General features: G+C 61.7%; 15 protein-coding genes, 1 tRNA gene and 2 rRNA genes (1 of these 18 only partly in view). 6 read left to right on the top strand and 12 right to left on the bottom strand.

Annotated features, from left to right (window positions below):
• The 3 genes from F3Y30_RS01035 to F3Y30_RS01025 all read left to right on the top strand — a co-directional run.
• Positions 1 to 684 (top strand): 23S ribosomal RNA (locus F3Y30_RS01035); it begins 2115 nt to the left of the window's first position.
• Positions 685 to 876: 192 nt separating this feature from the next.
• Positions 877 to 991, top strand: a 5S ribosomal RNA gene (gene rrf, locus F3Y30_RS01030).
• A 191-nt stretch (positions 992 to 1182) separates the two neighbouring features.
• Positions 1183 to 1259 (top strand) — tRNA-Met (locus F3Y30_RS01025).
• 345 nt (positions 1260 to 1604) lie between these two features.
• Here the strand turns inward: F3Y30_RS01025 and F3Y30_RS01020 are convergent.
• Together F3Y30_RS01020 and F3Y30_RS01015 are read right to left on the bottom strand one after the other, a co-directional pair.
• Positions 1605 to 3356 carry a diguanylate cyclase gene (locus F3Y30_RS01020; protein ID WP_246752838.1) on the bottom strand — a complete coding sequence of 584 codons (1752 nt, stop codon included), beginning with the start codon at positions 3354 to 3356 and terminating at the stop codon, positions 1605 to 1607.
• A gap of 564 nt (positions 3357 to 3920) precedes the next feature.
• Positions 3921 to 5786 carry a hypothetical protein gene (locus tag F3Y30_RS01015; protein WP_203424750.1) on the bottom strand — a complete coding sequence of 622 codons (1866 nt, stop codon included), beginning with the start codon at positions 5784 to 5786 and terminating at the stop codon, positions 3921 to 3923.
• A 317-nt stretch (positions 5787 to 6103) separates the two neighbouring features.
• Between F3Y30_RS01015 and F3Y30_RS01010 the strand changes: the two genes are divergently transcribed.
• Positions 6104 to 7048 carry a hypothetical protein gene (locus tag F3Y30_RS01010; RefSeq protein ID WP_203424749.1) on the top strand — a complete coding sequence of 315 codons (945 nt, stop codon included), beginning with the start codon at positions 6104 to 6106 and terminating at the stop codon, positions 7046 to 7048.
• A gap of 120 nt (positions 7049 to 7168) precedes the next feature.
• Here the strand turns inward: F3Y30_RS01010 and F3Y30_RS01005 are convergent, their stop codons facing one another.
• From F3Y30_RS01005 to F3Y30_RS00960, 10 genes are all read right to left on the bottom strand, one after another.
• On the bottom strand, positions 7169 to 8056 hold the full coding sequence (locus F3Y30_RS01005; protein ID WP_203424748.1) for a UTP--glucose-1-phosphate uridylyltransferase: 888 nt from the start codon (positions 8054 to 8056) through the stop codon (positions 7169 to 7171).
• A gap of 80 nt (positions 8057 to 8136) precedes the next feature.
• Entirely contained in the window at positions 8137 to 9456 is a 1320-nt protein-coding gene (locus F3Y30_RS01000; protein ID WP_203424747.1) for a glycosyltransferase family 4 protein, read from the bottom strand.
• Positions 9453 to 11663, bottom strand: coding sequence for a hypothetical protein (locus tag F3Y30_RS00995; protein ID WP_246752837.1), 2211 nt, complete (start codon positions 11661 to 11663; stop codon positions 9453 to 9455). The genes F3Y30_RS01000 and F3Y30_RS00995 overlap by 4 nt, the downstream gene beginning before the upstream one ends.
• A gap of 43 nt (positions 11664 to 11706) precedes the next feature.
• Positions 11707 to 12438, bottom strand: a complete 732-nt coding sequence (locus tag F3Y30_RS00990; RefSeq protein ID WP_203424746.1) for a hypothetical protein — start codon at positions 12436 to 12438, stop codon at positions 11707 to 11709.
• 8 nt (positions 12439 to 12446) lie between these two features.
• A complete protein-coding gene (locus tag F3Y30_RS00985) occupies positions 12447 to 13700 on the bottom strand; it encodes a glycosyltransferase family 4 protein (RefSeq protein ID WP_203424745.1) in 1254 nt (417 codons plus the stop codon).
• Positions 13697 to 14536, bottom strand: a complete 840-nt coding sequence (locus F3Y30_RS00980) for a class I SAM-dependent methyltransferase (RefSeq protein WP_203424744.1) — start codon at positions 14534 to 14536, stop codon at positions 13697 to 13699. Before F3Y30_RS00980 ends, F3Y30_RS00985 begins: the two co-directional genes overlap by 4 nt.
• Positions 14533 to 16788 (bottom strand): glycosyltransferase, encoded by a 2256-nt coding sequence (locus F3Y30_RS00975; RefSeq protein WP_203424743.1) that lies wholly within the window; start codon positions 16786 to 16788, stop codon positions 14533 to 14535. The genes F3Y30_RS00980 and F3Y30_RS00975 overlap by 4 nt, the downstream gene beginning before the upstream one ends.
• A 64-nt stretch (positions 16789 to 16852) precedes the next feature.
• Positions 16853 to 17512 (bottom strand): calcium-binding protein, encoded by a 660-nt coding sequence (locus F3Y30_RS00970; protein WP_203424742.1) that lies wholly within the window; start codon positions 17510 to 17512, stop codon positions 16853 to 16855.
• A gap of 275 nt (positions 17513 to 17787) precedes the next feature.
• Positions 17788 to 19188 (bottom strand): HlyD family type I secretion periplasmic adaptor subunit, encoded by a 1401-nt coding sequence (locus tag F3Y30_RS00965; protein WP_203424741.1) that lies wholly within the window; start codon positions 19186 to 19188, stop codon positions 17788 to 17790.
• Positions 19185 to 20945: a type I secretion system permease/ATPase gene (locus F3Y30_RS00960; protein WP_203424740.1), complete on the bottom strand. Its 1761-nt coding sequence runs from the start codon at positions 20943 to 20945 to the stop codon at positions 19185 to 19187. The genes F3Y30_RS00965 and F3Y30_RS00960 overlap by 4 nt, the downstream gene beginning before the upstream one ends.
• A gap of 196 nt (positions 20946 to 21141) precedes the next feature.
• Between F3Y30_RS00960 and F3Y30_RS00955 the strand changes: the two genes are divergently transcribed.
• Both F3Y30_RS00955 and F3Y30_RS00950 read left to right on the top strand, forming a co-directional pair.
• On the top strand, positions 21142 to 21717 hold the full coding sequence (locus F3Y30_RS00955) for a MarR family transcriptional regulator (RefSeq protein ID WP_203424739.1): 576 nt from the start codon (positions 21142 to 21144) through the stop codon (positions 21715 to 21717).
• 44 nt (positions 21718 to 21761) lie between these two features.
• Complete coding sequence (locus tag F3Y30_RS00950; protein WP_203424738.1) at positions 21762 to 23009, top strand: glycosyltransferase family 4 protein; 1248 nt, start codon at positions 21762 to 21764, stop codon at positions 23007 to 23009.
• The last annotated feature ends 18 nt before the right edge of the window (positions 23010 to 23027 follow it).

The following is a 23027-nucleotide window of genomic DNA, read 5'->3' as shown; positions in this document are numbered from 1 at the left end:
GGCCCGTCATCCGGGTCCGGGACAGTGTATGGTGGGTAGTTTGACTGGGGCGGTCGCCTCCGAAAGAGTAACGGAGGCGCGCGATGGTGGGCTCAGACCGGTCGGAAATCGGTCGTCGAGTGCAATGGCATAAGCCCGCCTGACTGCGAGACTGACAAGTCGAGCAGAGACGAAAGTCGGTCATAGTGATCCGGTGGTCCCGCGTGGAAGGGCCATCGCTCAACGGATAAAAGGTACGCCGGGGATAACAGGCTGATGACCCCCAAGAGTCCATATCGACGGGGTTGTTTGGCACCTCGATGTCGGCTCATCGCATCCTGGGGCTGGAGCAGGTCCCAAGGGTTTGGCTGTTCGCCAATTAAAGCGGTACGTGAGCTGGGTTCAGAACGTCGTGAGACAGTTCGGTCCCTATCTGCCGTGGGTGTAGGAATATTGACAGGATCTGTCCCTAGTACGAGAGGACCGGGATGGACATATCTCTGGTGGACCTGTTGTCCTGCCAAGGGCATAGCAGGGTAGCTATATATGGAAGGGATAACCGCTGAAGGCATCTAAGCGGGAAACCCACCTGAAAACGAGTATTCCCTTGAGAGCCGTGGAAGACGACCACGTTGATAGGCCGGGTGTGGAAGCGCAGCAATGTGTGAAGCTTACCGGTACTAATCGCTCGATTGGCTTGATCGTTCTCATTGAAAATGCTCATCTCAAGGCCAACGCGTCAGCGTTGGTCCTGATAGAGCCAAGGCGAAAGCCTTTGCGACGGGCCCGGCAAATGCAAGGCATTTGTCCGGTTTGTTGCTCCAAAGACGTGTTCACAAAAGACAAAACATGATCGCAAGATCATTACCAGCTTCTCATCAACTTGCCCTTAGCCGACCTGGTGGTTCTGGCGGGGTGGCTGCACCCGTTCCCATTCCGAACACGGCCGTGAAACGCCCCAGCGCCGATGGTACTTCGTCTTAAGACGCGGGAGAGTAGGTCGCTGCCAGGTCTGCTAAAGGCAAGTTGAAAACATAGATCCCCTTCTCATCACACACTCGGCCCAAGCCGATCAAAAAAAGGGCCGCGCAAAGCGGCCTTTATGCGTTATAATCCTCGACAGCTTCGAGGTCTTCGAACTCAACGGTATTTTGCCCAATGGCAAAAACCGGTCGGTATTTTGCCAAGGCAAAAGCCAGGTAACGCGGGGTGGAGCAGCCCGGTAGCTCGTCAGGCTCATAACCTGAAGGCCGCAGGTTCAAATCCTGCCCCCGCAACCAAACATCACAAAGCCCCGCTCGGAGAAATCCGGCGGGGCTTTCTGCGTTAAAGCGCACACCAAAGCACCGACCCAAGCGGGAAAGCGGCAAGGCTGAGAGGGGAGGGGGCGACCGAGAAACGCCAAATCCTGCGCCAACAACCAGATCCCCAAGCAAGTTCGCCTTCCGAATGACAGCGGACCTTCCTGCGGAACTGGTGGACGAGCGTCGAGTGCGGCGGGAACGTGCTCATTTGGAGCTTTGTCGAGGTTGCCGCTGAAGGCACAGCGCGTCGCGCCGGCGAGGGAGATCGCTGCCTTCGCCGCATCGGCGTCGGGCATGGCAGCTCAGTCGGCAATGTCGTCTTCAATCGCAAGCCGGCATACGGACGTCGGAAATCTTTCCGGTGGAGGAAAGCGATTGCTGAGCGACAGGTTCAAGAACCGGATTCACATCGGTCTCCGATCCTTGTGCGAACGCCGTTCTGGTTCGATTGCGGCCGGCAAGCTTGGCTTTGTAGAGTAGTTTGTCGGCCCGTTCGTAGAGTTCTGCGAACGCCACGTCAGCACCCGGCGACGCATCCGTGACGCCCATGCTGGCAGTTACGGGGCGCCCGAGGACAGGAACGGCATTGGCGACGACGGCAGGGATAGCCTGGCGTCGACGCTCCGCCCGGACTGCAGCATCTTTCCCGTGCGCGAGCAGCACGAATTCCTCGCCGCCGAGGCGGAATGCATGAACCTGCGGGTCCGCCTGGAGCGCTTCTGCGGCGGCTTTCAGCACGGCGTCGCCGACCACATGGCCGTGAACATCGTTGATTGCCTTGAAGTGGTCGAGGTCGAGCACGGCAAGGGTGCGGTAGCCTTCGGCGCGGAGCTTCTCGAAGTTCCGCTCGATTGCGCGCCGGTTGAGCAATCCCGTCAATGGGTCGCGTTCGGACAGGCGCTCAAGCGTTTCAGCTTCGAAGCGTGCGCTGTCCCGCTGGCGCTTGATGGTCATGAAGCGGTCCGCCACGCCGAGCGCGGTGAACAGGACTTCGCATACGCAACCCACATAGAAGAGGAGCATGGCATCATTGCTGTGCAGCCAGGGCATCACTCCCGTTGCCAGGCGTACCAATCCGGCAATGATCACAGGCGTATAGCCGATCGCCTGGAACTTGGCGGCGCGACTTCCGCGCCTCAGTGCGTCGGCAACCGACAACATGAAGATGACGACCACCGGAGCAAAGGCCGCCGTGTATATGGTCGACTGGACAGAGCGTCCCACGAACGGGAATGCGGCGTGAGACGTGCTCAGAAACATCGCCCATGCGGCGCACCAGAGCAGTGCCCGCCGGAGGAGCGGATGCATGCGGCCGGGCTCGATGAAGCTGTGGGTAAACATCGCCCCTGAAGCGACCGTAAGGCCGAAGATCACCGTCGTCATCCAGCTCAACGTCATTGCCGGCGGATCGAAGAGAACGACTGCAAGGCCCGAGGAGACCAGGATGGTCAGCAGCAAGGAGATCGTGAGCATGGAATGCCAAAGCACGAACGGCTCGCGCAGGATCCGGTAGAAGGCCGCGTTGAAAATGAGCGGCATGGACAGCATTCCGGCAAGGGCAGCCAAGAGAAGCAGGGGCTGCAGAAGGTCCGGGCCGAGAGCAAGGTCGGACGGCGACAGATAGGCTCTCTCCAGCGTCATCCGGTGGCTCGGCAAATCGAACGCGACGACGACCTGTCGCGTGTCGCCGGTTACAACCGGCAGAGGGGCCTTGAAATACCCGCCAGTAAGAGCGCTGCGCAGTTCACCGGCCGGCAAGGACGTCTGGCGCATCGCGCCGTCCCGGTCGATCGCCAGCAGATGCACGGCCGCGAGTGCGCTTCGCCTTGAAAAGAGGTATCGGGGAAGGACATCGCCCGGACCAATTTCAAAACGCAGCAGCGTCCGCTCGCCTTCGAGCGAATAGATCCGGTCTCCGCAAGCCCACCGTCCGTGCGAGCGAACAAGAGCGGCCAAGTCCTCCGACAGACTGCCGGACGTCCAGCAAGAGCTGCTGATGTCCGCCTGGTCAGCCGCGCCAAGAGGCGCGGTGCCCACAGATGCAAGCATCACGAAGCTCAGCACGATCGTCACAAGCACATTTCGGAGGTCATTCCAGAACATTGGTTCACGCTAAACGCCAAACATTGAGACGCGGTTACGGATGGAGGTGGTGTGTACGAAGATTGCTGCCCAGGCCGCGGCGACCAAAATTGCAACAAGCCCCGCGCGGAGAAATCCGCGGGACTTTCTGCGTTCGGGATATCATAGCAAGGTCGCCAGCGAGGCAGTGGCGATGCTGAAAGGGGAGGAGGGGACGAGCTGCGCAGTGCGCTGACTCGGCTGGCGCGCACGGGATGATCGGATCCGGGGCAGTAACGTTTTGGTCCGGAGCGGATGCTGTGGTACAAATGAGGGGCGGGTCTCTTCGGAACTCGAGGTCAACAATAAGACCTGTCGTAAAATCTCGCGGATCGTTCTCGTCATCGCTGGCTCTCTGATCCTCCGTTGTCGGGTTCTCAGAAGTTAGGTCATCGACGGGAACTCTGTTGTTGGCCATTTTCTGCCAGTGGCAACAGACGCCGGTGTCAGCCCATGGGCTGCCCGGCGTTTCTGTTTCTCTCGCCGATCGCTCATGAGAAGAAATGAGTGCGTCGCCTATGGGCTCGGGAAGCAGTACGCGCAGAGTCGGGTCGACAATCCCTCCTCCTCCGGAGCCGGCACAGCGTCCAGCGCCTGCATGACATAGGGGGTCCCGAAGCGTGAGCGGCGGTCGTCGCAGAATTTGCAGCGCTCCCGAATGGCGGTGCGGTGGACGGCCGAGAGGATCGGCACCGGTTGAGGCCCGTGGCCCGCTGGGGTGGGCGTGTAGTAGTGAAGCTTCCGCCAGCGGACGTATGGATGCGACCGGTCGAAGGGATCGATCACGTTCACCTTCGAGACGCTCTCGGCGACGACGGTTCCGGGCGGGCGCTCCACCGACAATTCGGCGGTGTAGAAGGTTTCCAGCACATTGGCGTCGTCCCACATGTCGATCGGTTCGCTGAAGGGCTGCAGCGTGCCGGACCACGTGGTTCCCGACACGAGTTCGGCACCGTTCGACCCCCGCCGGACGCGGTATCGGATCCGGAAGGTGGGATCGATCATGAGCAGCCAGTTGGTGAGCCTAAGGCTCAGGAAATGTTCGCGGATATGGACGCCGCCGACCACGGACGGCGTCGGGTCGGATCTCGGCTCCGAGTAAGTCGTCGTCATGGCGACCTCTCCGAAGAGGCCGATGAAATCGGGCCGCACGGAAAGCTGCCGCCCCTCGAGACGCACGGTCAGGGCGGGCGCGTCGGGCACTTTCTCCTCGATCCTGACGCCGAAGAAAGCGGCCATTTCGCTCTTGTTCGCACGCCGCAGCTGGGCAAACGAGTCGCCGCCGAAAAAATCGATGATGCCCGCGAGAAGGTCCAGGAAGAACGGAGTGTCCGCTTGCACTTTCGGCTTGATGCTGGCGTAGAGGGTTCTGGTACTGCGCGCAATGAAGGGGCGGATCCTGATTTCGGCAGAGAACGGGATTTGCCCGGGGAAGGGATCCGGCGCATCGATCGTGCCGACGGCGGTGAGGACAACGGTATCCTCCTGCAGAGACACGTCGATGCTGTTCATATCCGGGTGCAGGTTCGGACGTGTCGCGGCGGCCATCAGGAGGGCGAATTTCGCATTCGCCTTGAGGTAGACAATGGCCGTGGCGGCATCGACGATCAGCCGCGCGCCGGCGTTCTGCGCATCCGCTTGCGGCATGGCGGTGACGCCTGGCGGCGGCACGTCCGGCGGCGGTCCGATCAGCATGGCGTCGCCATGGGTTTCGCCGACCGTACTCGTGGCATCGATGCCAACCGCCAGCCAGCCGTCGAGAACGCGGAGATGCCCCACCCTGACGAACGGCATGACGATGATCGAGCCGGGATTGCCCTTCGTCATCACCGCGAGTTCCGCGGTGAAGATCCGGTCGGTCGGAATGTGGAAGGTCAGATATCTCGCCGCCCGCCTGCGGAACTCATCGGTCAGCGCCGCGCGCGCTTCCGCGCTCAGGAACGCCGGTTCCGCATTGCCGTCATGGGGGCCGTCAAACCATGTCAGCCGCAACTCGGCCACGTCCAGCGCGACGCCGGTCAGATCGAGCGTGGTCTTGTCGATGAGAAGGACTTCCGCCGGAATGAGCTTTATCGGAACCGACACGCGCGCATCGATCTCGGCGAAGACACCCCCGGCCGCGTTACCCTCGAGGGTCAGCGCGAAGCGGCAGGCGCCCGTGAGATGGAGTTCGACGTCGTTCGTGGCGCCACGGAACCGCAACGCCGGCTTGCCGAGCGAGACGGCGCCTTCGGCCCGCAGCAGGCCGAAGGGCGTGCCGGTGCTCCACTCGGCGGAACCGTGCGCTTCTTCCCATTTCGTCCGCCAGAGAGCATCGAGCGCATCGGTGAAGATGTGCTCGGCGAAGTACGATACCGCAAGATAGCCACCCAGATTTGGCACGGCTTTACTCTTGAAGATGATGCGAGCTTCGGAAGTCCCGTACTCTACACAGGTTGCCGGTCCAAATTCAAGGCAACCGTGGCGAGGCGAGCCGCGGGGGGCCGCGCGGAACCGTCGCCATTTGATGCGTCCGTACCCGTCCTTCCGGTTTCTTGTGCACTCGCTCGACCGTCCGTCGCCCGTCGAGATCGTGCGACCCACCGCAAGATGAAATCGACCGAGGGTCGCTGTTGATTTCGGGGCGGGTTTTATATTTACTTTGATGTAAGAGGAAATATTTCAAATATTGAAGTATAACTAAATCGCGGGCGATCGATATGAACGTATTTTCCGATGACAATGTTGAAGTAATACATCATATAGGTTCGTCGCCCTATCTGCTTGTCACGTTCAACGAGATGGAGATGAAGGCGGACGGCAAGCGGTTCTGGGGGCAGCGGTTCTGCGAGAAGGCGGATATTTCGGCGCTTGGCTTCATCAGCCGACGGCCGAACTGGTTTCCGGCGGCGAGCATCGTCAAGGCGGTCGAGGCGGTCGCACCCATCCTGCGCGCGGCACCCGAGCGGATTCTTTACGGACACTCGCAGGGCGGCTACGCGGCGTTGCGCTACCGCAGGCGCTTCGACGCCACCGTTGCCATCGCGTTTTGCCCGCAGGTATCGATTGATCCGAAGGCCGTTCCATTCGACGGCCGGTTCGCACGCCATTTTTCGCCCGACCTCCACGCCACCATGGGGGTCGCGCCCGATCACGCAGCCGGCCGCGCCTATCTCTTCTTCGATCCGTTCCATGCCGTCGATCGCCGACATGCAGAGCGGATCGCGGCGTTGCAGGAGCGGACGCATCTCATGTCGGTCCACATGACAGGCCATGGCACGGTCAGGGCTTTCACCGGGACGGCGCGCGCGCTGTCGCTGATCGAGGCCTGCCGCGAAAACGATCTGGCGAAGCTGCGTGCGCTGGTCCGCTCAGCCAGAGTTGAGGCACCGATGCGGCCCTATCAGATCGCCGTGGCGGCGATAGCGCGCCACCATGCCTGGGCCGACCGATTTCACGCGCACTTCGGCGCCAACTTCTCCAGGGTCGAGCGGGCAAACTTTCTCTACCATCGTGCCAACCGCCACATTCGTGACGGCAACCTCGCGACGGCGCGGATCATGCTCGAAGACGCCCTGACGCATCTGCCGGGCGATCCCGGTCTCGCCCATCGGATCATGGAACTGGACGGCCGTATCGCACGTAGCCGAGCGGCGGTTGTGTAGGAGGGCAAGGGCCAAGTCGGATCGATCGCCGGGTCGGGCCCGCTGAGAAATGCAAATCTCCCGAAACCAGGTCCTGGTTTCGGGAGAGGAAACATGCAGCAGCAGATCGGACGGCAGGGCTCAGGCGACCGCGCGCCGCTCCGCGGCAAGGCTTTCGATCTCGATCTTGACGCTGGCGCCGAGGTCGGCGCGGGCAATCGCCATGTGCAGGTTGGCACTCACGAAGCCTGCAGGCGAACCGCAATCGAAGGTGCGACCGCAGAACTCGAACGGCCTGATCTCCTGCTTGCCAAGGAGCGCGATCATCGCGTCGGTGAGCTGGACTTCGCCACCGGCGCCCGGAGACTGGTTCTCCAAGAGGTCGAAGATCTCGGGCTGCAGGATGTAGCGTCCGGAGATGAACAGGTTGCTCTGCGCAGTGCCCGGCGCCGGCTTCTCCACGAGACCTGTCACGACAGGTCCGTCACCTGTCGGCTTCAGGGACACGATGCCAAATTTGTGAGCCTCCTCGGGCGCGCACTTTTCGACCGCGATAACGTTGCCGCCATGACGGCCATGGAGGTCCATCATCGACTTGAGGCAGGGTTCATCGTCGACCATCAGCATGTCCGGGAGGAGGACGGCAAAGGGTTCGTCGCCGATGATATGGCGCGCCGTCCAGACCGCGTGCCCCAGGCCGCGCGCCTGCTGCTGACGGACGAAGGAAATGCTTCCCGTGCCCGGCGTATGCTGCGACATCCGGTCCGCCAGGCCATGTTTGCCGGCGTTGCGTAGGGTGACGTCGATCTCGAAGGCGTGGTCGAAGTAGTCTTCGATCGCACCCTTCATGCGTCCGGTGACGATGACGACGTGCTCGATCCCGGAGGCGAAGGCCTCAGCGACGATGTAGTCGAGGATCGGCCTGTCGACGATCGGCAGCAGTTCCTTGGGAACGCTCTTTGTTGCCGGCAGCATCCTCGTTCCGAAACCGGCGGCGGGGATGATGGCCTTGCGGACTTTGGTGTGCATGTAGGTAGCCTCCAGTTCATGCGACCTTGGGAACGGTCTTGCTCAAAAGGGGTTGGTTCAGTCTAGACGGGTGCGCTTCGCTAAAGTGCGTGCGAGAGAAGCGCAGGGTTCTCGGCCTCCGCAGCATCGAGCCTTTGCCGCAGTAGCCTGCGATAGAGTTTGACGTGTTCACGCGCGCAGCCCATGTGGTCGACCGGCTGACGCATGGTCGCGCGCAGGCGATCCCAGCTTCTGGTATCGCTCAATACCTCGACGATGCGGTCCGCGAGATCCTGGCTGCTGCCGGCGCGGAAGTGGAGGCCGTCCTTCCCGTCACGCACCTTCTCGGCCATTCCGCCGATGTCGGAGCAGATCATCGGCCGGCCATGGAGCAGGGCCTCCTGGATGACGACGGGCGAATTCTCCCACCAGACCGACGGCAGAACCACCCAGTCGACGGATCGCATTAGCCGCGGCATGTCCGCATTCTGGTACGCGCCGTAGAAGCGGACGCGCTGGCCGGCGTCTGCGATGAGCTTCTTCATCCGCTCCTGGAACTCGACCGGTTGCCGCTCGAGGTTGCCGCCGAAGATCATCAGGCAGGAGTCTTCGCCCCATATCTCCTTCGGTATGCGCGAAACGGCGTCGATCAGGACGTCGACGCCCTTGAACGGCGTGATCTGACCGAAATAGGCAAAACGGTTGCGGCGCGGCTTGGGACCCTGCAATTCTCGCGCGGGCACCGCTGCTTCCAAGGCGATCCCGTTCTCGATGACGCAGAGCTTCTCCTCCTCGAGGCCCCAGTCGACATAGCGTTCCGCCAGAAACCGGCTGGGGGAAACGTAAGCGTCGGCGAGGCCAAGCATCCCGCGCGCAAAAACCTCCCGCTTCAGGAAGCGCGAGATCGGGATCTCGGGAAAGCAGCCGTGGCAGGCGGTGGGCGAGGCGCTTTCGCATAGCTGGCCGGAAGGCTTTTTCACCATCTGCCCGTGATTGTGGCAGATCGACAGGTATTCGTGGAACGTGACGAGTATGGCCGCGTGCGGAAGTGCGTCTCTCAGAGCGTAAAGGGCTTCGAGACCAATGCCGAGAACATGATGGAAATGCACGACATGGGGTCTGAGATCGCGCGCGAAACGCAAAAGGTCCCGGCTGATCGCCTGCGTATCGCCGTTGGACAGGAAGAAGTGGTCGTAGTCGTCCGTGTGGAAGAGCAACTCGTCATCGGCAAGGCGATTGCTCATCAGCGCGGAAGCGGCATGCCGCGGCACCGGATGGCCGACACGCGCCAGGTAGACCGATTCCACGTTCGCCAGTGAATTCAGGCCCCGATGCAGATTGTGGGATGCGATCTCAGCCCCGCCGAGCGAAACGGTCGGATGCGCGTGAGACACGACGAGGACGCGAAGCTGCTCGTTCATGCGGATCCCTCTTGCGAGTGCTTTTCCAGGGTGAGAGTGGGCCGCCATCGGGCCTTGAAGATCTTTCCATCGATCTCTTTCACAAGCGCCGCAATCGCCGGCGTGTCCGGGCAGGGCGTCTCGTCACAACCCCACATGTGAACCGACGGCAGCAGATAGGAATCGATGCCTGCCTTGCTGAGGCGCAGGCCGAGATCCAAGCCCTTTTCCTGCGAGCCCAGGTAACCGCTGGAAAAGCCGCCTCCGCGTGAAAGAGCATCCCTGGGCAGGATGCAACATTCGAGGGAGGCTGCCGCGATACGGGTCAGCTTCATCGCCGTGACGGCTTTGAGCGGATATCCGGCATAGCGTCCGACGATTGGTTGGTCGTCGTGGGCGTCATTGACCCAGCTTCCCGCCCAGCGAACCGAATGGTCCTCGTAAGCGAGGACAGGTGAAACAATGCTTCCTTTCAGGGTCGCCGCCGTGGACACCAGCTTGCCGTACCAGCCTGTTCCGTGCGGGATCAGCGAGGCGGAGAGCAACACGACGGTTTCGCAGGAGAGTGCCTCAGTGCCTGCTTCAAGCAAGTCGTAGACGTCGCCGGTTCCCTTTGCCGCCACCAGCCTGACCGAAAGGCGATAGAACCGCGCGAGCTCGCTCAGGCGGGCAGCATGCCTCGAAAAGCGGTCGGCAGGCATGGCGACCACGATCGGCACGTGCCGTGTCTCCGGATCGAGAGCCAGCAAGGCCAGCAGCGGAGAAATATCCTCTTCACTTTCTCCGGCGCCTATGATGATCGGCGGGCCGTTTTCCTGGTCGAAGGGGCCAACGTCCTGAATTGCGTCAATGACCGGCGCGGACTTTCCGGATTCGCTGAGGAACGGGACGATTTGCGCATCGACGATCGACGGCAATGCGTAGGTCGTGGGGTCGAAGGAACCGATCTGGCGCAGGGCCGCCACGCGCGCCGAAACCTTCGTCGGCTTCACGGGCAGGAACGCACGGCGTGAATCCCTGAGGGTCAGCTCGAAGTAAAGTGGCGTGTCAGGGTCTCCACCCGGCAATTGGGCGTGGGCGATGAAGCCGTGCGCATGCGTCCCGCCCTGAAAGCCCGGTGCTAAGTCCTGTTGCTCGTCGAAACTGTCCGTGACGTCGAGTCGATCGAGCCGTGTCCAGCGTTCGTCGAGGCGAGCCCCGGCATCGCGTCGACGCAATCTCACTGCTGCGACGTGATCGTCGGGGTCATAGAGCCAGCCGGAGACAAGGAGATTTCCACCATCTGCCTCGTAGGCGCGGTCTATTCCCATCCGGACGGGATACGGCAGGGAGGAGACCGTATCCTTGCCCTCAAAACTGTTGGCGGCCGCGCGCAGGGACAGAAGCACTTCCGGTGCGCTTTGCGTGCGCATGAGAATCGACCGGATATGTTCTGGCGTATCCAGCGGGCCGGCTATGCGCTTTCGCGGATGGGCCGGGGCATACCGCCAGCCGGCGCGGCCCTGAAAGACCAGGCCTTCGATGTCGAGCGCGCGGGTGGCGTCGTTGGCATCGAGAAGGCCGACAAAACCAGAGGCGCCATCGGGAGCGTCCGGGCGGGGAAAGACGGCGATGCCGCACTCGGTTGCGACCGGTTTCGCAGCGCCGACCACGGATACCAGGCAACGCCCCGGCGCCATGCCGCGGCTCCAGCCCTGCAGGAAGGTCGCGCCATCATGGCTTTCGCCGACCAGCTCGACAAAACCATCGCTCGCGTTGGCTGTCCGCAGCAGTGCGGTGATGCTCTGGAGAGTGCGGCGGCCGATGTTGCCGGCCATCAGAATGTCAACGAGCCGGTCAATGACGGCGGCGGATTGTGGTCCCGCGGATTCCGCCACCAGTGTGGCTGCTTCCTCCGCTGAGGCGGGACGAGGCGCGAAGATGTAGCTTGCGCCCGACCCCTCCTCGCCGAACTGTATCGTGGTCAGGGCCCGGTCCGTACCTCTTGTCGGCATCAGCGCCGCGAAGCCCTGCTTGGCCCGCGGCGAGGGGGCGGCCAATCGCCAGTTCGAGACAAATGCGTGACGCGCCCGCGCTCGATCCCCGTCGACGTAGACCACCACTTCGCCGGTCGCAATGCCGCCGAGCCCGATGATCAGCATGGTCGTCTCGTCAATCGGGCAGCCGATAACCCTTCCCGGGCGCATTGTCCTGCCTGCGCCATGCTTGCCTGCTGCGGCGTTCGTCACCGGGGGGACTGTTCTGCAACCAGCACGCTTTTCCCTCCTTGCATCAGAGCCTGGCCATCAAGGCGAGGCCGGAACCCGCGACAAATCCCACAAGGACGAACAGCAACAGCAGCAGCGGCTTGAAATCGCCGTTCGTACGCTTCTGCAGCGTCGTCAGGCTCTTCTCCATTCCGGCGATCACGCCATCGAGCCGCATCAGATGGACATCGAGATCGTTCAGTCTTTGACTGATATTCGCCCCGAGGCCTTCGATGGCGGTACCAATCTCGGTCAGACCAGCGGTCTCGGTCTTGTCGGCATCGATTTCGGGTGAGCGCTGCAGGGAGCGCTGCGAGACCTGCAACTGCCGTTGCGACGCCATCAGCACATCGAGCTTGTCGAGCACTTTCGCCAGCGGCGCGGCGATCAGAGCTTCGGCCGCCTGCTCGTTCGGCTGGGGAACGCGCAGTGTCTGCTCGGAGCCGCTCTTGTTCAGGGCGACGACGACGAGCTCGTTCGCGCGCGACTGGACGGGATCGGGCAGCGCGATTTCAAAGGCGTGCTTGCCGTCGCCGATTCCGTTGCGTCTGAGGTCGGGACGATTGCGATCGGCAACCGCCTCGGCGATTACCTTGCCATCGAGAAGGACACGGATGGTCAGCCGTTGGTCCGGCGCCGTCGGATCGAATGCCCAGCCAAAGATCCGGCCCTGGTCGATGGCATCGACCCGGCCGTTCATAGGTTTGGCGTTGTCCTGTTCCGGTGCGGGGTCCGGTCGTTCAGCGGGGTTTGCCATGCATTCTCCTATGCTGCCTGAACCTGTGCCGGTTCCATCAGCTTGAGGTAGCGGCGGGCGGTCGTGTCTATGTCATCGGGCTCGCGAGTGTTCGCGGAGAGCTGACGCAGCAGGTTCGGTTGTTCCAGTACGTGGCGCATCGCCGAGGCGAGCGCGCGGGCATCATTGGGCGGAACCGTCAGGCCGTTGACGCCGTGCTCGACCATTTCGGCCATTCCGCCGATGTTGCTGGCGATGACGGGACGCCCCTGCGCCTGGGCTTCCTGAATGACCAGCGGTGCGTTCTCCCACCAGATGGAGGGAACGATGGTGCAATCGACCGCGGCCACCAGGTCGCCGATATCCTCGCGCCGATAGGGGCCCCGGCGCTGCACGGAAGGCGCGGTTTCGGCAAAGAGAAGATCTATTTCCTCGACGAAATTCTTGCTCTGGAACGGAGCGCCGCCGTGCATGCGAAGCTCGAAGTCGATGCCATCGGCCAGAAGCTGGCGCGCGGCCTCGAGCAGGACGGTCGCCCCTTTCCAGGGGTTGAGATTTCCGAAGTATCCGAAGACCGGTCGTCCGCCCTCGAGCATCTCCCTTTGCGCACTGACGTTTCGAGTGGGGATGCCATTGGGAATGACGCTGATCGCATCTTCCGCCAATCCCCACTGCACGTAGCGCTCCTTTAGAAAGGCGCTCGGCGAAACGAAGTGATCGACGGTACTCAGCAGGGCCTTCAGATGGCGTTCGCGCAAGGTAAAGCGATCGAGCGGAATGTCCTTGAAACACCCATGGCAGCGGTCCGGGCTGGCCTGGTAGCAAAGCTCCTTGCTGCCGGTCCGCACCATGAGGCCATCGTGATGGCAAATGGAGTAATAGTCATGGAGCGTCATCACGATCTGGCAGTTAGGCAGGGTGCGGCGGACAATGTGAGGAAACTCGGCCCCAAGCAGAAGCAGGTGATGGAGGTGGACCACGTCCGGCCGGAAATCGCGCAGCAGCTCCGTCACGTCAGGCACCACGCCATAGAGGTCGATCTGGCTCATGAAGAAGCGGTCGAAGTGTCCGGACCACAGCAGGACCTCGTCCCCCGCCGGACCGATGCCCTGAAAGCTCGTGCCCGGCCGCGCCTCGCGATGGATCTGGTTCGTCGCTCCGAGAAACAGTGCCTCGTGCCCCGCGCGCTGATAGGCGCGGAACAGGTCGTGGGCGAAGATCTCCGTGCCACCCGGATGGAGGGACGGATGGTTGTGGGCGGCGACCAGGATGCGCTTGCTCATCGACCGTCTCCCCGGCGCTTGGCCACGATGAAGTCCTGATGGTGGGCCGCGTTCGTGCCGCGCCAATGCCCAAGCGACTTCAGGGCAAGCGAGAGACCGGACCTCCCGAGCGCCTTGTCCAGGAAGCCATCCTCGAAGCCGACCGCTGCGAGCGGCGGCTGGTCGGGTACGAACCAGCACGGGCTTTCGCCATAGCGCCGGAAAGCCAGGCGCGGGTCGCGCCGCCCGTTCTCGTTTGCCGCAGCGATCCTGTCGACCACGAACGCGGTCATGAACAGGCGGCCGCCGGGCACCAGGATCCTGCGAACCTCGGCGAGGTAGGCGAGGATCTCGGCCGGCGGCAGATGTGTGATGACGGACGTCATGAGGACGAAGTCGAAATGACGATCCGGGAAAGGCAGCGCCAAGGTTTTGCCGCTGATCTTGCCGCCCGGATTGTAGAGCTCGTGTGCGATGTCCAGTCGCTGGAAGTTGAAATTGGGATAGACCGGCGTGATCGTCCGCTGGCACCAGTCGATGCCACCCTCGACCGGATCGATGCCATCGTAGCGGCCAGCCTGCGGGTCCAGATACTGGGTAAGCGGCACCGCCATCCGGCCGATGCCGCAACCAATGTCGAGCACGCGGCTATCTTCGCGCAGGCCGCCGATGCGAATGAAATGGCCGAGAAATTCCGCTCCGATAGCGCGAAAATCCCCATCTCCCACGAAGACGTTGTTCGAATCCGGTTGCGGCAGAAAACGGTTGCCACGAATGGAATCGAGTAGCCAGCGAACGCGATCTTCATCGATCAGCCGGGCCGGCGCGGAGGGCTGTACGAGTGCCACTTGCGTCATGCTGCATTCCTTTCCCGGATTCTGCCACCCGCGACAGCAGGCTGATCCGGGTCTTTCCCGAACTGGTTCGCCATCAGTTCGGTGATGTCGTCATCCCAACGCTGTGTGTGAAGCCATGAATTGTATTGGCTTGCGACGCCGCGCATGTAGTCCTGACTGCGGCGGATCGAGCGACGCTCGAAATGATAGAGGCAGGCCGCCGGCTCGTAGGCGATCTGGAGCCCCAGGTCACGAATCTTGAGACACAGGTCGCTGTCCTCGTAGTCGCCGATCACGTAGTCCTCGGTAAAGCCGCCAACCTGCTCATAGGTTTCCCTGCGGCTCACAAGGCAAGCCCCGGTCACACCCGGCACGTTACGGGCACGTTGCGCTGGCGCGTAGTCGCCAGGCATGCCCTTGTAGAAGTGGTGGTTCAGCCAGATTCCGCGCTGGTCGCGGGCGAAGTAGAGCCCGGCATGCTGCAGCGATCCGTCTTCAAAGATCAGTTTGGGGCCGATTGCACCCAGCGTGCTGCTTTCCAGGAGCGGCCGCGACAACACCTGGAGCCAGCCTGGGCCGCATGGCACGACATCCGAATTGAGCATCACTAGGATGGTGCCACGCGCAAAACGGGCGCCGGCATTGCAGGCTCGCGCGTAGCCGCCGTTGCGGTTCATGACGACCAGTTTCATCGACAGCCCGTGCAGAAGGTGCAGGCCGCCCAGCAGGTGCTCCGTCTCGTCCTGGAACTCCGGTGAATCAAGGACAAAGATGATCTCCGCGTTCTCGGCGAGCCATGGGTCCGTCGCCATCCCCGACAACTGGAAGCGCAGGAAGTCGAGGACCTTGTAGAGGGGCACGACGATGGAAACGAGGGGCGCAGTCCTGGTGAGGCTGTAGTCCTTCGTAGAGCTGACCTCTATGGTTTTGCCCAACCGCCGTTCCACGTCCTGGAGGGCGGGGGCAAGGATCGTGCGGAAGGCACCGTCGATTGCGTGCTGCGGCGGCACGGCGCGCAGGACATGGTTTCGTTGTGCCGCAGGCTCGAAAGGCTGGAGCTTCGGGACCAACGGGGTTACCGCTCCCGAGGCAAGGCGCATCTGGAAGCGTGGCTGCAGGAGCGGTCCCGGAGATTTTGCCAGCGGGACCCAGGCGACGAAGCCGGTCACATCGGTCCTGCTTTTCTCGTCCTTGCCCTGTGCCCATGCGGGGAATTCGTAGCTGTTTGCGTCGAGTGGTACGGCTGTGCCGTCCTCCTTGACGTAGTCGATACCGGCGAGCGCGGATGAGGGCGCATGAAACCAGCCGCCGGCCAGCAGACCATCCTGGAGCGCAAGCGCGAGATCGACCTCTCCGGACGGATGCATGGACGACTTGGCGACCTGGCGGGTTGCCAGCGGTGCCCGGACTTGCAGGTCGATGGCCGTGGCCGATCCCGCTTCGGGCAACGACGCAAGACTGCGCACGATCAACTCGCGCAGTTCCACCGCATCGCGGTTCTTGCCCCACCAGCTCTGGAGGCTGGGATGACGCGGCCTGCTGTCGGAAAGCTGACGAACGGCGACGCCGTTCTTGCTGAGGAGCACGATCAGATACGGAGGGGAAGGGAACGGCGCCTCACCGATGAAGTGGCACGGCTGCAAGCCCTGTTTCGCGTTGCGTCCGAGGACCAGGCTCACGGACATGCGCGAGATCGACGCTGCACCGACCGCATAGATCGCGGTGATGTCGCCCAGATCCCGATTGATTGCCGTCTCAATGAGGTGGCGCCCTTGCGCAACCTGACACACGATGCTGGCGGACCGCGGCTCGGGTACGAGCGCGTAGAGGGCGTCTTCAACCACCATGCTGAAGAGATGGTCTCTGGAGATGCGGAAGGCGCTCCGCCACACGGTCAGCAGGTTGTTGACGAACTTGATGCGGGCTTCCGGCGCGAGATCGGCAAACAGCGACTCCACATCGACAGGTGCATATGTGTGCGCAGGCTGCATCACGAGGGTGTCGGCGGTCCGGCCGTCTTCCGCGCGGATATCAACACGCTCCGACCGATTTGACGGCCGCATCGCCCAGAACATGCGTTGCCGGCCGTTCTCCAGCGGCAGCAGCATGCTGACGAGCGGTACCGGCGGCTGGTCAATGGACAACGTGAACCGTGTCGCGGCTGACGGGGATGGGGGGAGATCCCAGATCAGGACGGCCAGGTCAGTACCGAGCCGGAAGATCTTTGCATTCCTGAAATCGCCAGCGGCGTTTCTCGATTCGTCCAACGTCACGCGCTACCCCTCTGGATCGGAAAGCGCGCCCCACGGGAGGAAGCAGGGCGCGCCGAGCTCACGCTCAGTGAACTGTGAAGTAGTTCTCGGGATTGGCCTGGATGTCGTCTGCATCGACGTCAACCAATGTGAGCGTATCGCCATGGCCGAGATCCACGACGACATTGCCGCCGACCTGCGTGACACGCGAGGCGACGTCTTCGGGCGAAGACACGTCGAGACCGTTGATGTCCTTCGAGATCTGCAGGAGATCCTCGCCGGGGGTGAAGTCGAGAATGACGTCATTTCCGCCACCGCCGTCGAAGACGAAGATGTCGTGTCCGGCACCACCTGCCATGACGTCGTTGCCAGCACCGCCGTCGATGAGGTCGTCGCCATCGCCGCCGTAGAGCACATCATTGCCCTTGCCGCCGGACAACAGATCGCTTCCATGTCCGCCGAGCAGGATGTCATTGCCCTTGTCGCCGTACAGGAGATCGTCGCCCCAGCCGCCGACGAGGGTGTCGTCACCATTCTCGCCGTTCAGCAGATCATTACCTTCGCCGCCGAACAGGGTGTCGTTCCCCTTTCCGCCGAACATGATGTCGTCACCGTCCTCACCGAACATGAGGTCGTGCCCGTTGCCTCCGCTCACGAAATCATCGCCCCCGTGGGCGCGAATGAAGTCGTTGAAGCGTGAGCCGAACAGGGCGTCGTCATATGCGCCGCCTTCCAAAGTGGCCATCTGCCTCTCCTCTACAGGGTTACACTGACGCGTAATCGGCGCTGGGTGCGACGATTGCGCGTGGGGAATGTGCACTGGAAAGAAGGACAAGGCAAGCATATCTCAGGATATAAATGCCTGGGAATGGAAAATATATTTCGTTTAGTTAGATTTAGTGATGTACTATTTTAGTAATATCGGTTCTTAGGTAGTAAAATCATCCCATTTTATTCGCAAATAACTTCAAAAATTGAAGTAGTTTCGGCGCAATATACGTCGACTTCGGTACCGACGTATCAATCTTCCCGGAAGGCGCGGTTGAAGCTCTCGACGACTGGAGAGGTGAGGTAGTCAATTGCAAGGCGCGGTTTGTGGATGATCAGCACCTCCGCGGGCATGCCGGGATAGAGGCGCACATCTGGGCTGGCCGCGAGCGAGGCCGCATCGATCCTGGCGCGTGCGACGAAGTATGCGGAGTTCGACTTCTCATCTACAGACTGGTCGGCGGCGACATAGGTGATGGCGCCTTCCATAGGCAGGCGGGAACGCTGATTGTAGGCCGTCAACCGGATTTGCGTGTGGGAACCGACGGCGATGCTGTCGATGTCACGAGGATTGACGCGCATCTCGATCAGGAGTGGCTCATTTTCCGGAACAATCTCGAGCAGCGCCTGGCCGGCCGTGACCGCGCTGCCGGGGGTGCGCAGGAAGATGTCACTGATGATGCCGTCCTGCGGAGAGCGGATCTCAAGGCGCCGCAACACATCCTTCGAGGCGGTGATCTGCTCTTCAACATCCGCGAGTTCGACGCGTGCCGTTGTGATTTCGCCGGCAATCGTCGACTGAAACTCGCTTTCGATTCCGGTCAGTGCAAGCTGCGCCCCGGCGCCGGCCTTTTCTGCCTGGGCCTTGTCGCCGACGAGTTCGCTCCGTTCCCTCGCAAGCTCGCTGAGCTTGGATTCGACCTCGATGAGCTGCGTGCGCGATGCGGCGCCTTTCTCTACCAGCGTCGCTATCACCGTCCGATGCTCGTTGATGAGGCCGATCTGCCGGTCGGTCGCCTGGATCTGAATGCCGAGAGACTTCGCCTGTTCGAGATATTCCTCGATGGTCTTCTTCTGGACGTCTACCCGTCCGATCTTGGCCTCGCGCCGCTTTTCGAAGAAGATTGTCTCTGCCTTGACGGAGTCGTCGATCGCAAGGTTCCGGGTGCCTTCGAAATCGTCTGGAAAATCGATCTGCGGCGCGTCAGCCTGTTCGGCCTTCAATCTGGCCAGTTTTGCGATCAGGCCGATGCGCCGGCTTTGGAGCGACTGCAGGCTGGAACGGGCTCGGGTGTCCTCCAACTCAATCAGGGGCTGGCCGGCGGATACCTTGTCGCCCTCCTGTACGAGGAGGCGGCTCATCACGCCGCCCTCAAAATGGCTGACGGTCTTGCGCTTCGAATCGACGATCACGGTGCCGTTGGCGACCGTCGCGCTGCTGAGTTCGGTCGAAAACGCCCAGGCAAAAAAACCGCCGAAGGACACCATGACCGTGGCAAGCCCCGCTATGACAAGTCGGCGGAGCGGCGAACGGTTATCGAACTGTTCGTGTTCCAGATCCGGGTGGCCGGAGCCCAGATAAATCGGATGGTGTCGCCGCACGGCGTTTTCGGCAACGTCGGGGCGAACCGCAAGGGTCTTCTTCTCGGTCATATCGCGGTTACCTCGCGGCGCGGTTCGCCGGGCAATGTGGCTGGGACCACGTCAGCGCGTGGACCGAATTGGGTGATGCGGCCATTCTCGAGCACGAGCAGCTTGTCGGCGACCTGCATGATGGCCGGCCGGTGCGCGATGATGATGACCATGGCGCCGTCCTCACGCGCATGCTGGATCGCCCGGATGAGGGCCCGCTCGCCAATCGAGTCCAGGTTTGCGTTCGGCTCGTCGAGCACGATGAGGCGGGGCCGGTTGTAGAGGCAGCGAGCCAGCGCTATGCGCTGCCGCTGCCCACCGGAGAGGGTGAGATGTCCGTCGCCGACGGGCGTGTCGTACCCGAGCGGCAGGCGTCCGATCATCTCGTGAACGTCGGCCAGCCGGGCCGCCTCCAGTATCTTGTACGGATCGCTGTCCGCCATTCGCCCGATGTTTTCGCGGATCGTGCCTTCCAGCAGCGAGACCGATTGCGGAAGATATCCGACTACCTGGCCGAACGAGCTGCGCTCCCAGAGAAAGGTGTTGTTGCCGTCGAGGAAGACGCCACCGGACGTGGGCCGCAGTATCCCGACCAGCAGACGCGCGAGCGTCGACTTGCCGGCGGCCGACGGGCCGATCACGCCGAGCACCTCGCCCGGGGAGAGGGAAAACGAGATACCCTTGATGATCGGCACGTCAACGCCCGGGGCCGCGTAAACCAGCTTGTCGATCACGATGTCGCCCGACGAATGCGGCGTCGGCATCGTCTGGCGGATTGCAAGGTCCGCCTTGAGAGTGGCCTCAAGTCGACGCCAGCCTGCGATCGCGAGAACCCATTGCCGCCAGTTGTCGATGATCGTGTCAAAGGGGATCAGGAGGCGTCCGACGAGAATACTCGATGCCATCATCGCGCCGGGCGTGATTGCCTGCTCCAGGACGAGGAACGCCCCGGCGGCCAGGGTGACGATCTGGATGGAATAGCGCAGGCTGCGGGTGATGGATGACATCGCCTTGCTCCTGCTTCCACTCGTTTCAAAGGCGCCGAGGGATTGCAGCTGCAGGGCGCGCCAACGGCTGGCCAGGGCCGGCAGCATTCCCATGGACTCGATCGCCTCCGCATGGCGCAGGGATGCGCCAATCTTGGACAAGGCTTCGACGTTCGTCTGATTCGCTTCCTTGGTCAGTTGACGCGTCAACATGTCGGTCACCAGGCCGCCGCAAAGCAGGAGCGCTACGGAGACGGCTCCGATGAGGCCGAAAAGCGGGTGCAAGAGGAAAAGGGCACCGAGGAAGATCGGCGACCAGGCCGCATCGAGCGGCGCGCTCACCGCTGAAGAGGTCAGGAAGCTTCTCAACTCCGCAATATCCCGAAGCGACTGGGTCGCGCGCGACAGGCCCTGGTCGACCGAAGCCTGAACGGCGGCGGCCAGGACCGGCATGTTCAGGCGGCGCACGAGCGCGCCCCCGATTGCCTGGAAAGAGAGGGCTCTGATGTACTCCAGGATGCCGAGAACCACGAGGGCGCCGATCGCAAGCACGGTCAGCATGACAAGCGTGTCCAAGCTCTGACTATTGAGCACCCGGTCATGCACTTGCAGCATGAATAAAGGCATCGTGAGTTGCAGTATGTTCAGGCATACGCTGAGTGAGGCAGCATATAGCAAGCCGGACAAGAATACACGCTTCGCTTGCAAGATGAGTAACCCGGAGTTTTTTTGTTCTCCGATACCCAAATTTTGACTCTTGCTTCTTGTCTCGTTTTGAACAGTATCACGCATGGCGATTTGCCTAAAGTTAACGTTACGTCAATCTGTTGGAGGGCAGATTCGGTTATAATTGGACAGATGCATAGTATTGCTTCGGACAATCTGGCACAGAAGGGAGGAGTTATGCAAGCTCAGCTTAATTGGGAGGAATGGGCATGTTTGAAAACTACTTCAATTTTTGAAGTATTTTTCCATACTGGAGAGTGGGATGAAAGAAGAGAGTGTGCTCTACCTATCCGCAGAACTTGCTGATGATTCTATAGTTCAAGGTAAGAGTCAGGGGGCTCAAGCTGATTTCCAGCATCCTAAGGATGCCGAGTTTGGCGACGTCCGGCAGCTTACGTATTTCGAACTTGCTCGTCTCATGGAACGGGCAAGTCGGCGTTTTTCTGGTCTTGTGCGCGCGGAGCTAACCAAGCTTCGTGTGGATGATATCGGTCCGGCGCAGGCGATGGTTCTTCTCGCCATCGGCGATTCAGAACTTTCGGTGGCCGAACTTCTGGACCGTGGGCATTATGTTGGTTCAAATGTTTCATACTATTTGAAGCAGCTCGCCGACGGCGACTACATCGATCGCGTTGCCTCCCAGCGCGACAAGCGCTCTGCGCGAATCAAGTTGACGGAGAAAGGGCGGCGACTGCGGGCAAGTCTCAGAGATGCAGCGATGATCTATGAGCGCGCAGTCAATCGTGGCGATCACGACCAGCGTATGCTGGAGACCGCCTTCCAGACGTTGCACAGGCTCGAACTGGCCTGGGGCAGCGCTTCACGGTTTGGCATCTAAGCAGTGAGTCGGGCGGTGGTCTTGGCAGTGGCGAGCTGGTCGTGATGCACGTAGCGTTTGTCCATCGACGTGGCTTCGGCCAATTCGCCGCCTTGGCCAACCAGCTCTTGCAGACTGGCAATGAGGTCAGCCTCATCACTGAGACCATCGACCAGAAAATTCCTTCCGTTCGGGTCATTCGACATCGAGCGGAGCCGGGCCCGCGTGCAAATCCTCACATGGCCCGGCACATGGGAATTCCCGATCACCATACGCGAATCGGCCATCGCGTTGCCGAAACGCTCGACGTCATGGCACGGCAGGGTCTGGTGCCTGATGTGGTCGTCGGCCATATCGGCTGGGGCAGCATGATGTTCCTGAAGGACGTCCTGCCTCAGGTGCCCACACTGGGTTACTGCGAATTTTTCTATCGATCGGAAGGGGCAGACATCGGTTTCTCCCCCGACGATCAGCCTGATCTCGAGACGCGCAAGAGGCTGCGGCTTCGCAACATCGCCCAGCTCTTGACCCTCGATGCGATCGAGGCCGGCATCAGCCCCACCCACTGGCAGAGAAGTCTTTACCCGGCCGACGCCCAGGAGCGCATTTCGGTGTGCCATGAAGGTGTCGATACGGCGCGGTTTCGGCCGGACCCCACGGCCTCCGTCAAACTTCCGGACGGGCGCGTACTCAGCGCTGGTGGCTCTCCCATCGTCACGTTCGCGGCACGCGACCTCGAGCCGTATCGCGGGTTTCCACAGGCTTTGGAGGCGGCAGCCAAGGTTGTGCGGCAGCGTCCTGATGCGTTGTTCGTCTTCGTTGGAGGCGATGGAACCAGTTACGGTGTGCCACCGCCAGGCGGCGGGCCGTGGAAAGACCACCTGCTCGCGTCGTTGGACATACCGCAGGAGAACATCGTCTTTACCGGTGTGGTTCCGCATTCGGTTTTACGGCAACTGTTCCAGATATCCTCGGCGCATCTCTATCTGACCTATCCGTTTGTACTGTCCTGGTCGGTGCTGGAGGCAATGGCTTGTGGCGCCTTGATCATCGGATCGGGCACCGCGCCCGTTCAGGAAGTCATACGCGCCGGGCGGAATGGCCTGCTGGTGCCATTCTTCGACACCGATGCGCTCGCCGAGGCCATCCTCGGCGCCCTGAAGAGCCCGGAAAGCCACCTGGCGATGCGTGCCGCGGCGCGCCGGACGGTCGAGAGACGCTTCCGACTGGCCGAGTGCCTTGATCGTCAGCAGGGCATTATCGAAAAATTGGCAGGAAAATCACTTCGCCATCACGCAGCGGCGGAAAATTAAAGAATATTACTTTGAATT

The sequence above is a fragment of the Sinorhizobium sp. BG8 genome (genome assembly GCF_016864555.1).
In the GTDB taxonomy this organism is placed as follows: Bacteria; Pseudomonadota; Alphaproteobacteria; order Rhizobiales; family Rhizobiaceae; genus BG8.
This window is presented reverse-complemented; position numbering and strand designations above follow the sequence as displayed.

What these genes read in the sequence shown, in the direction of transcription:
- F3Y30_RS00965 (WP_203424741.1), bottom strand. Translation starts at nt 19,188, where the DNA reads ATGACCGAGAAGAAGACCCTTGCGGTTCGCCCCGACGTTGCCGAAAAC.
- F3Y30_RS01000 (WP_203424747.1), bottom strand. Translation starts at nt 9,456, where the DNA reads ATGAACGAGCAGCTTCGCGTCCTCGTCGTGTCTCACGCGCATCCGACC.
- F3Y30_RS01010 (WP_203424749.1), top strand. Translation starts at nt 6,104, where the DNA reads ATGAACGTATTTTCCGATGACAATGTTGAAGTAATACATCATATAGGT.
- F3Y30_RS00950 (WP_203424738.1), top strand. Translation starts at nt 21,762, where the DNA reads ATGCACGTAGCGTTTGTCCATCGACGTGGCTTCGGCCAATTCGCCGCC.
- F3Y30_RS00970 (WP_203424742.1), bottom strand. Translation starts at nt 17,512, where the DNA reads ATGGCCACTTTGGAAGGCGGCGCATATGACGACGCCCTGTTCGGCTCA.
- F3Y30_RS00980 (WP_203424744.1), bottom strand. Translation starts at nt 14,536, where the DNA reads ATGACGCAAGTGGCACTCGTACAGCCCTCCGCGCCGGCCCGGCTGATC.
- F3Y30_RS01005 (WP_203424748.1), bottom strand. Translation starts at nt 8,056, where the DNA reads ATGCACACCAAAGTCCGCAAGGCCATCATCCCCGCCGCCGGTTTCGGA.
- F3Y30_RS00985 (WP_203424745.1), bottom strand. Translation starts at nt 13,700, where the DNA reads ATGAGCAAGCGCATCCTGGTCGCCGCCCACAACCATCCGTCCCTCCAT.
- F3Y30_RS00955 (WP_203424739.1), top strand. Translation starts at nt 21,142, where the DNA reads ATGAAAGAAGAGAGTGTGCTCTACCTATCCGCAGAACTTGCTGATGAT.
- F3Y30_RS00960 (WP_203424740.1), bottom strand. Translation starts at nt 20,945, where the DNA reads ATGCGTGATACTGTTCAAAACGAGACAAGAAGCAAGAGTCAAAATTTG.
- F3Y30_RS00990 (WP_203424746.1), bottom strand. Translation starts at nt 12,438, where the DNA reads ATGGCAAACCCCGCTGAACGACCGGACCCCGCACCGGAACAGGACAAC.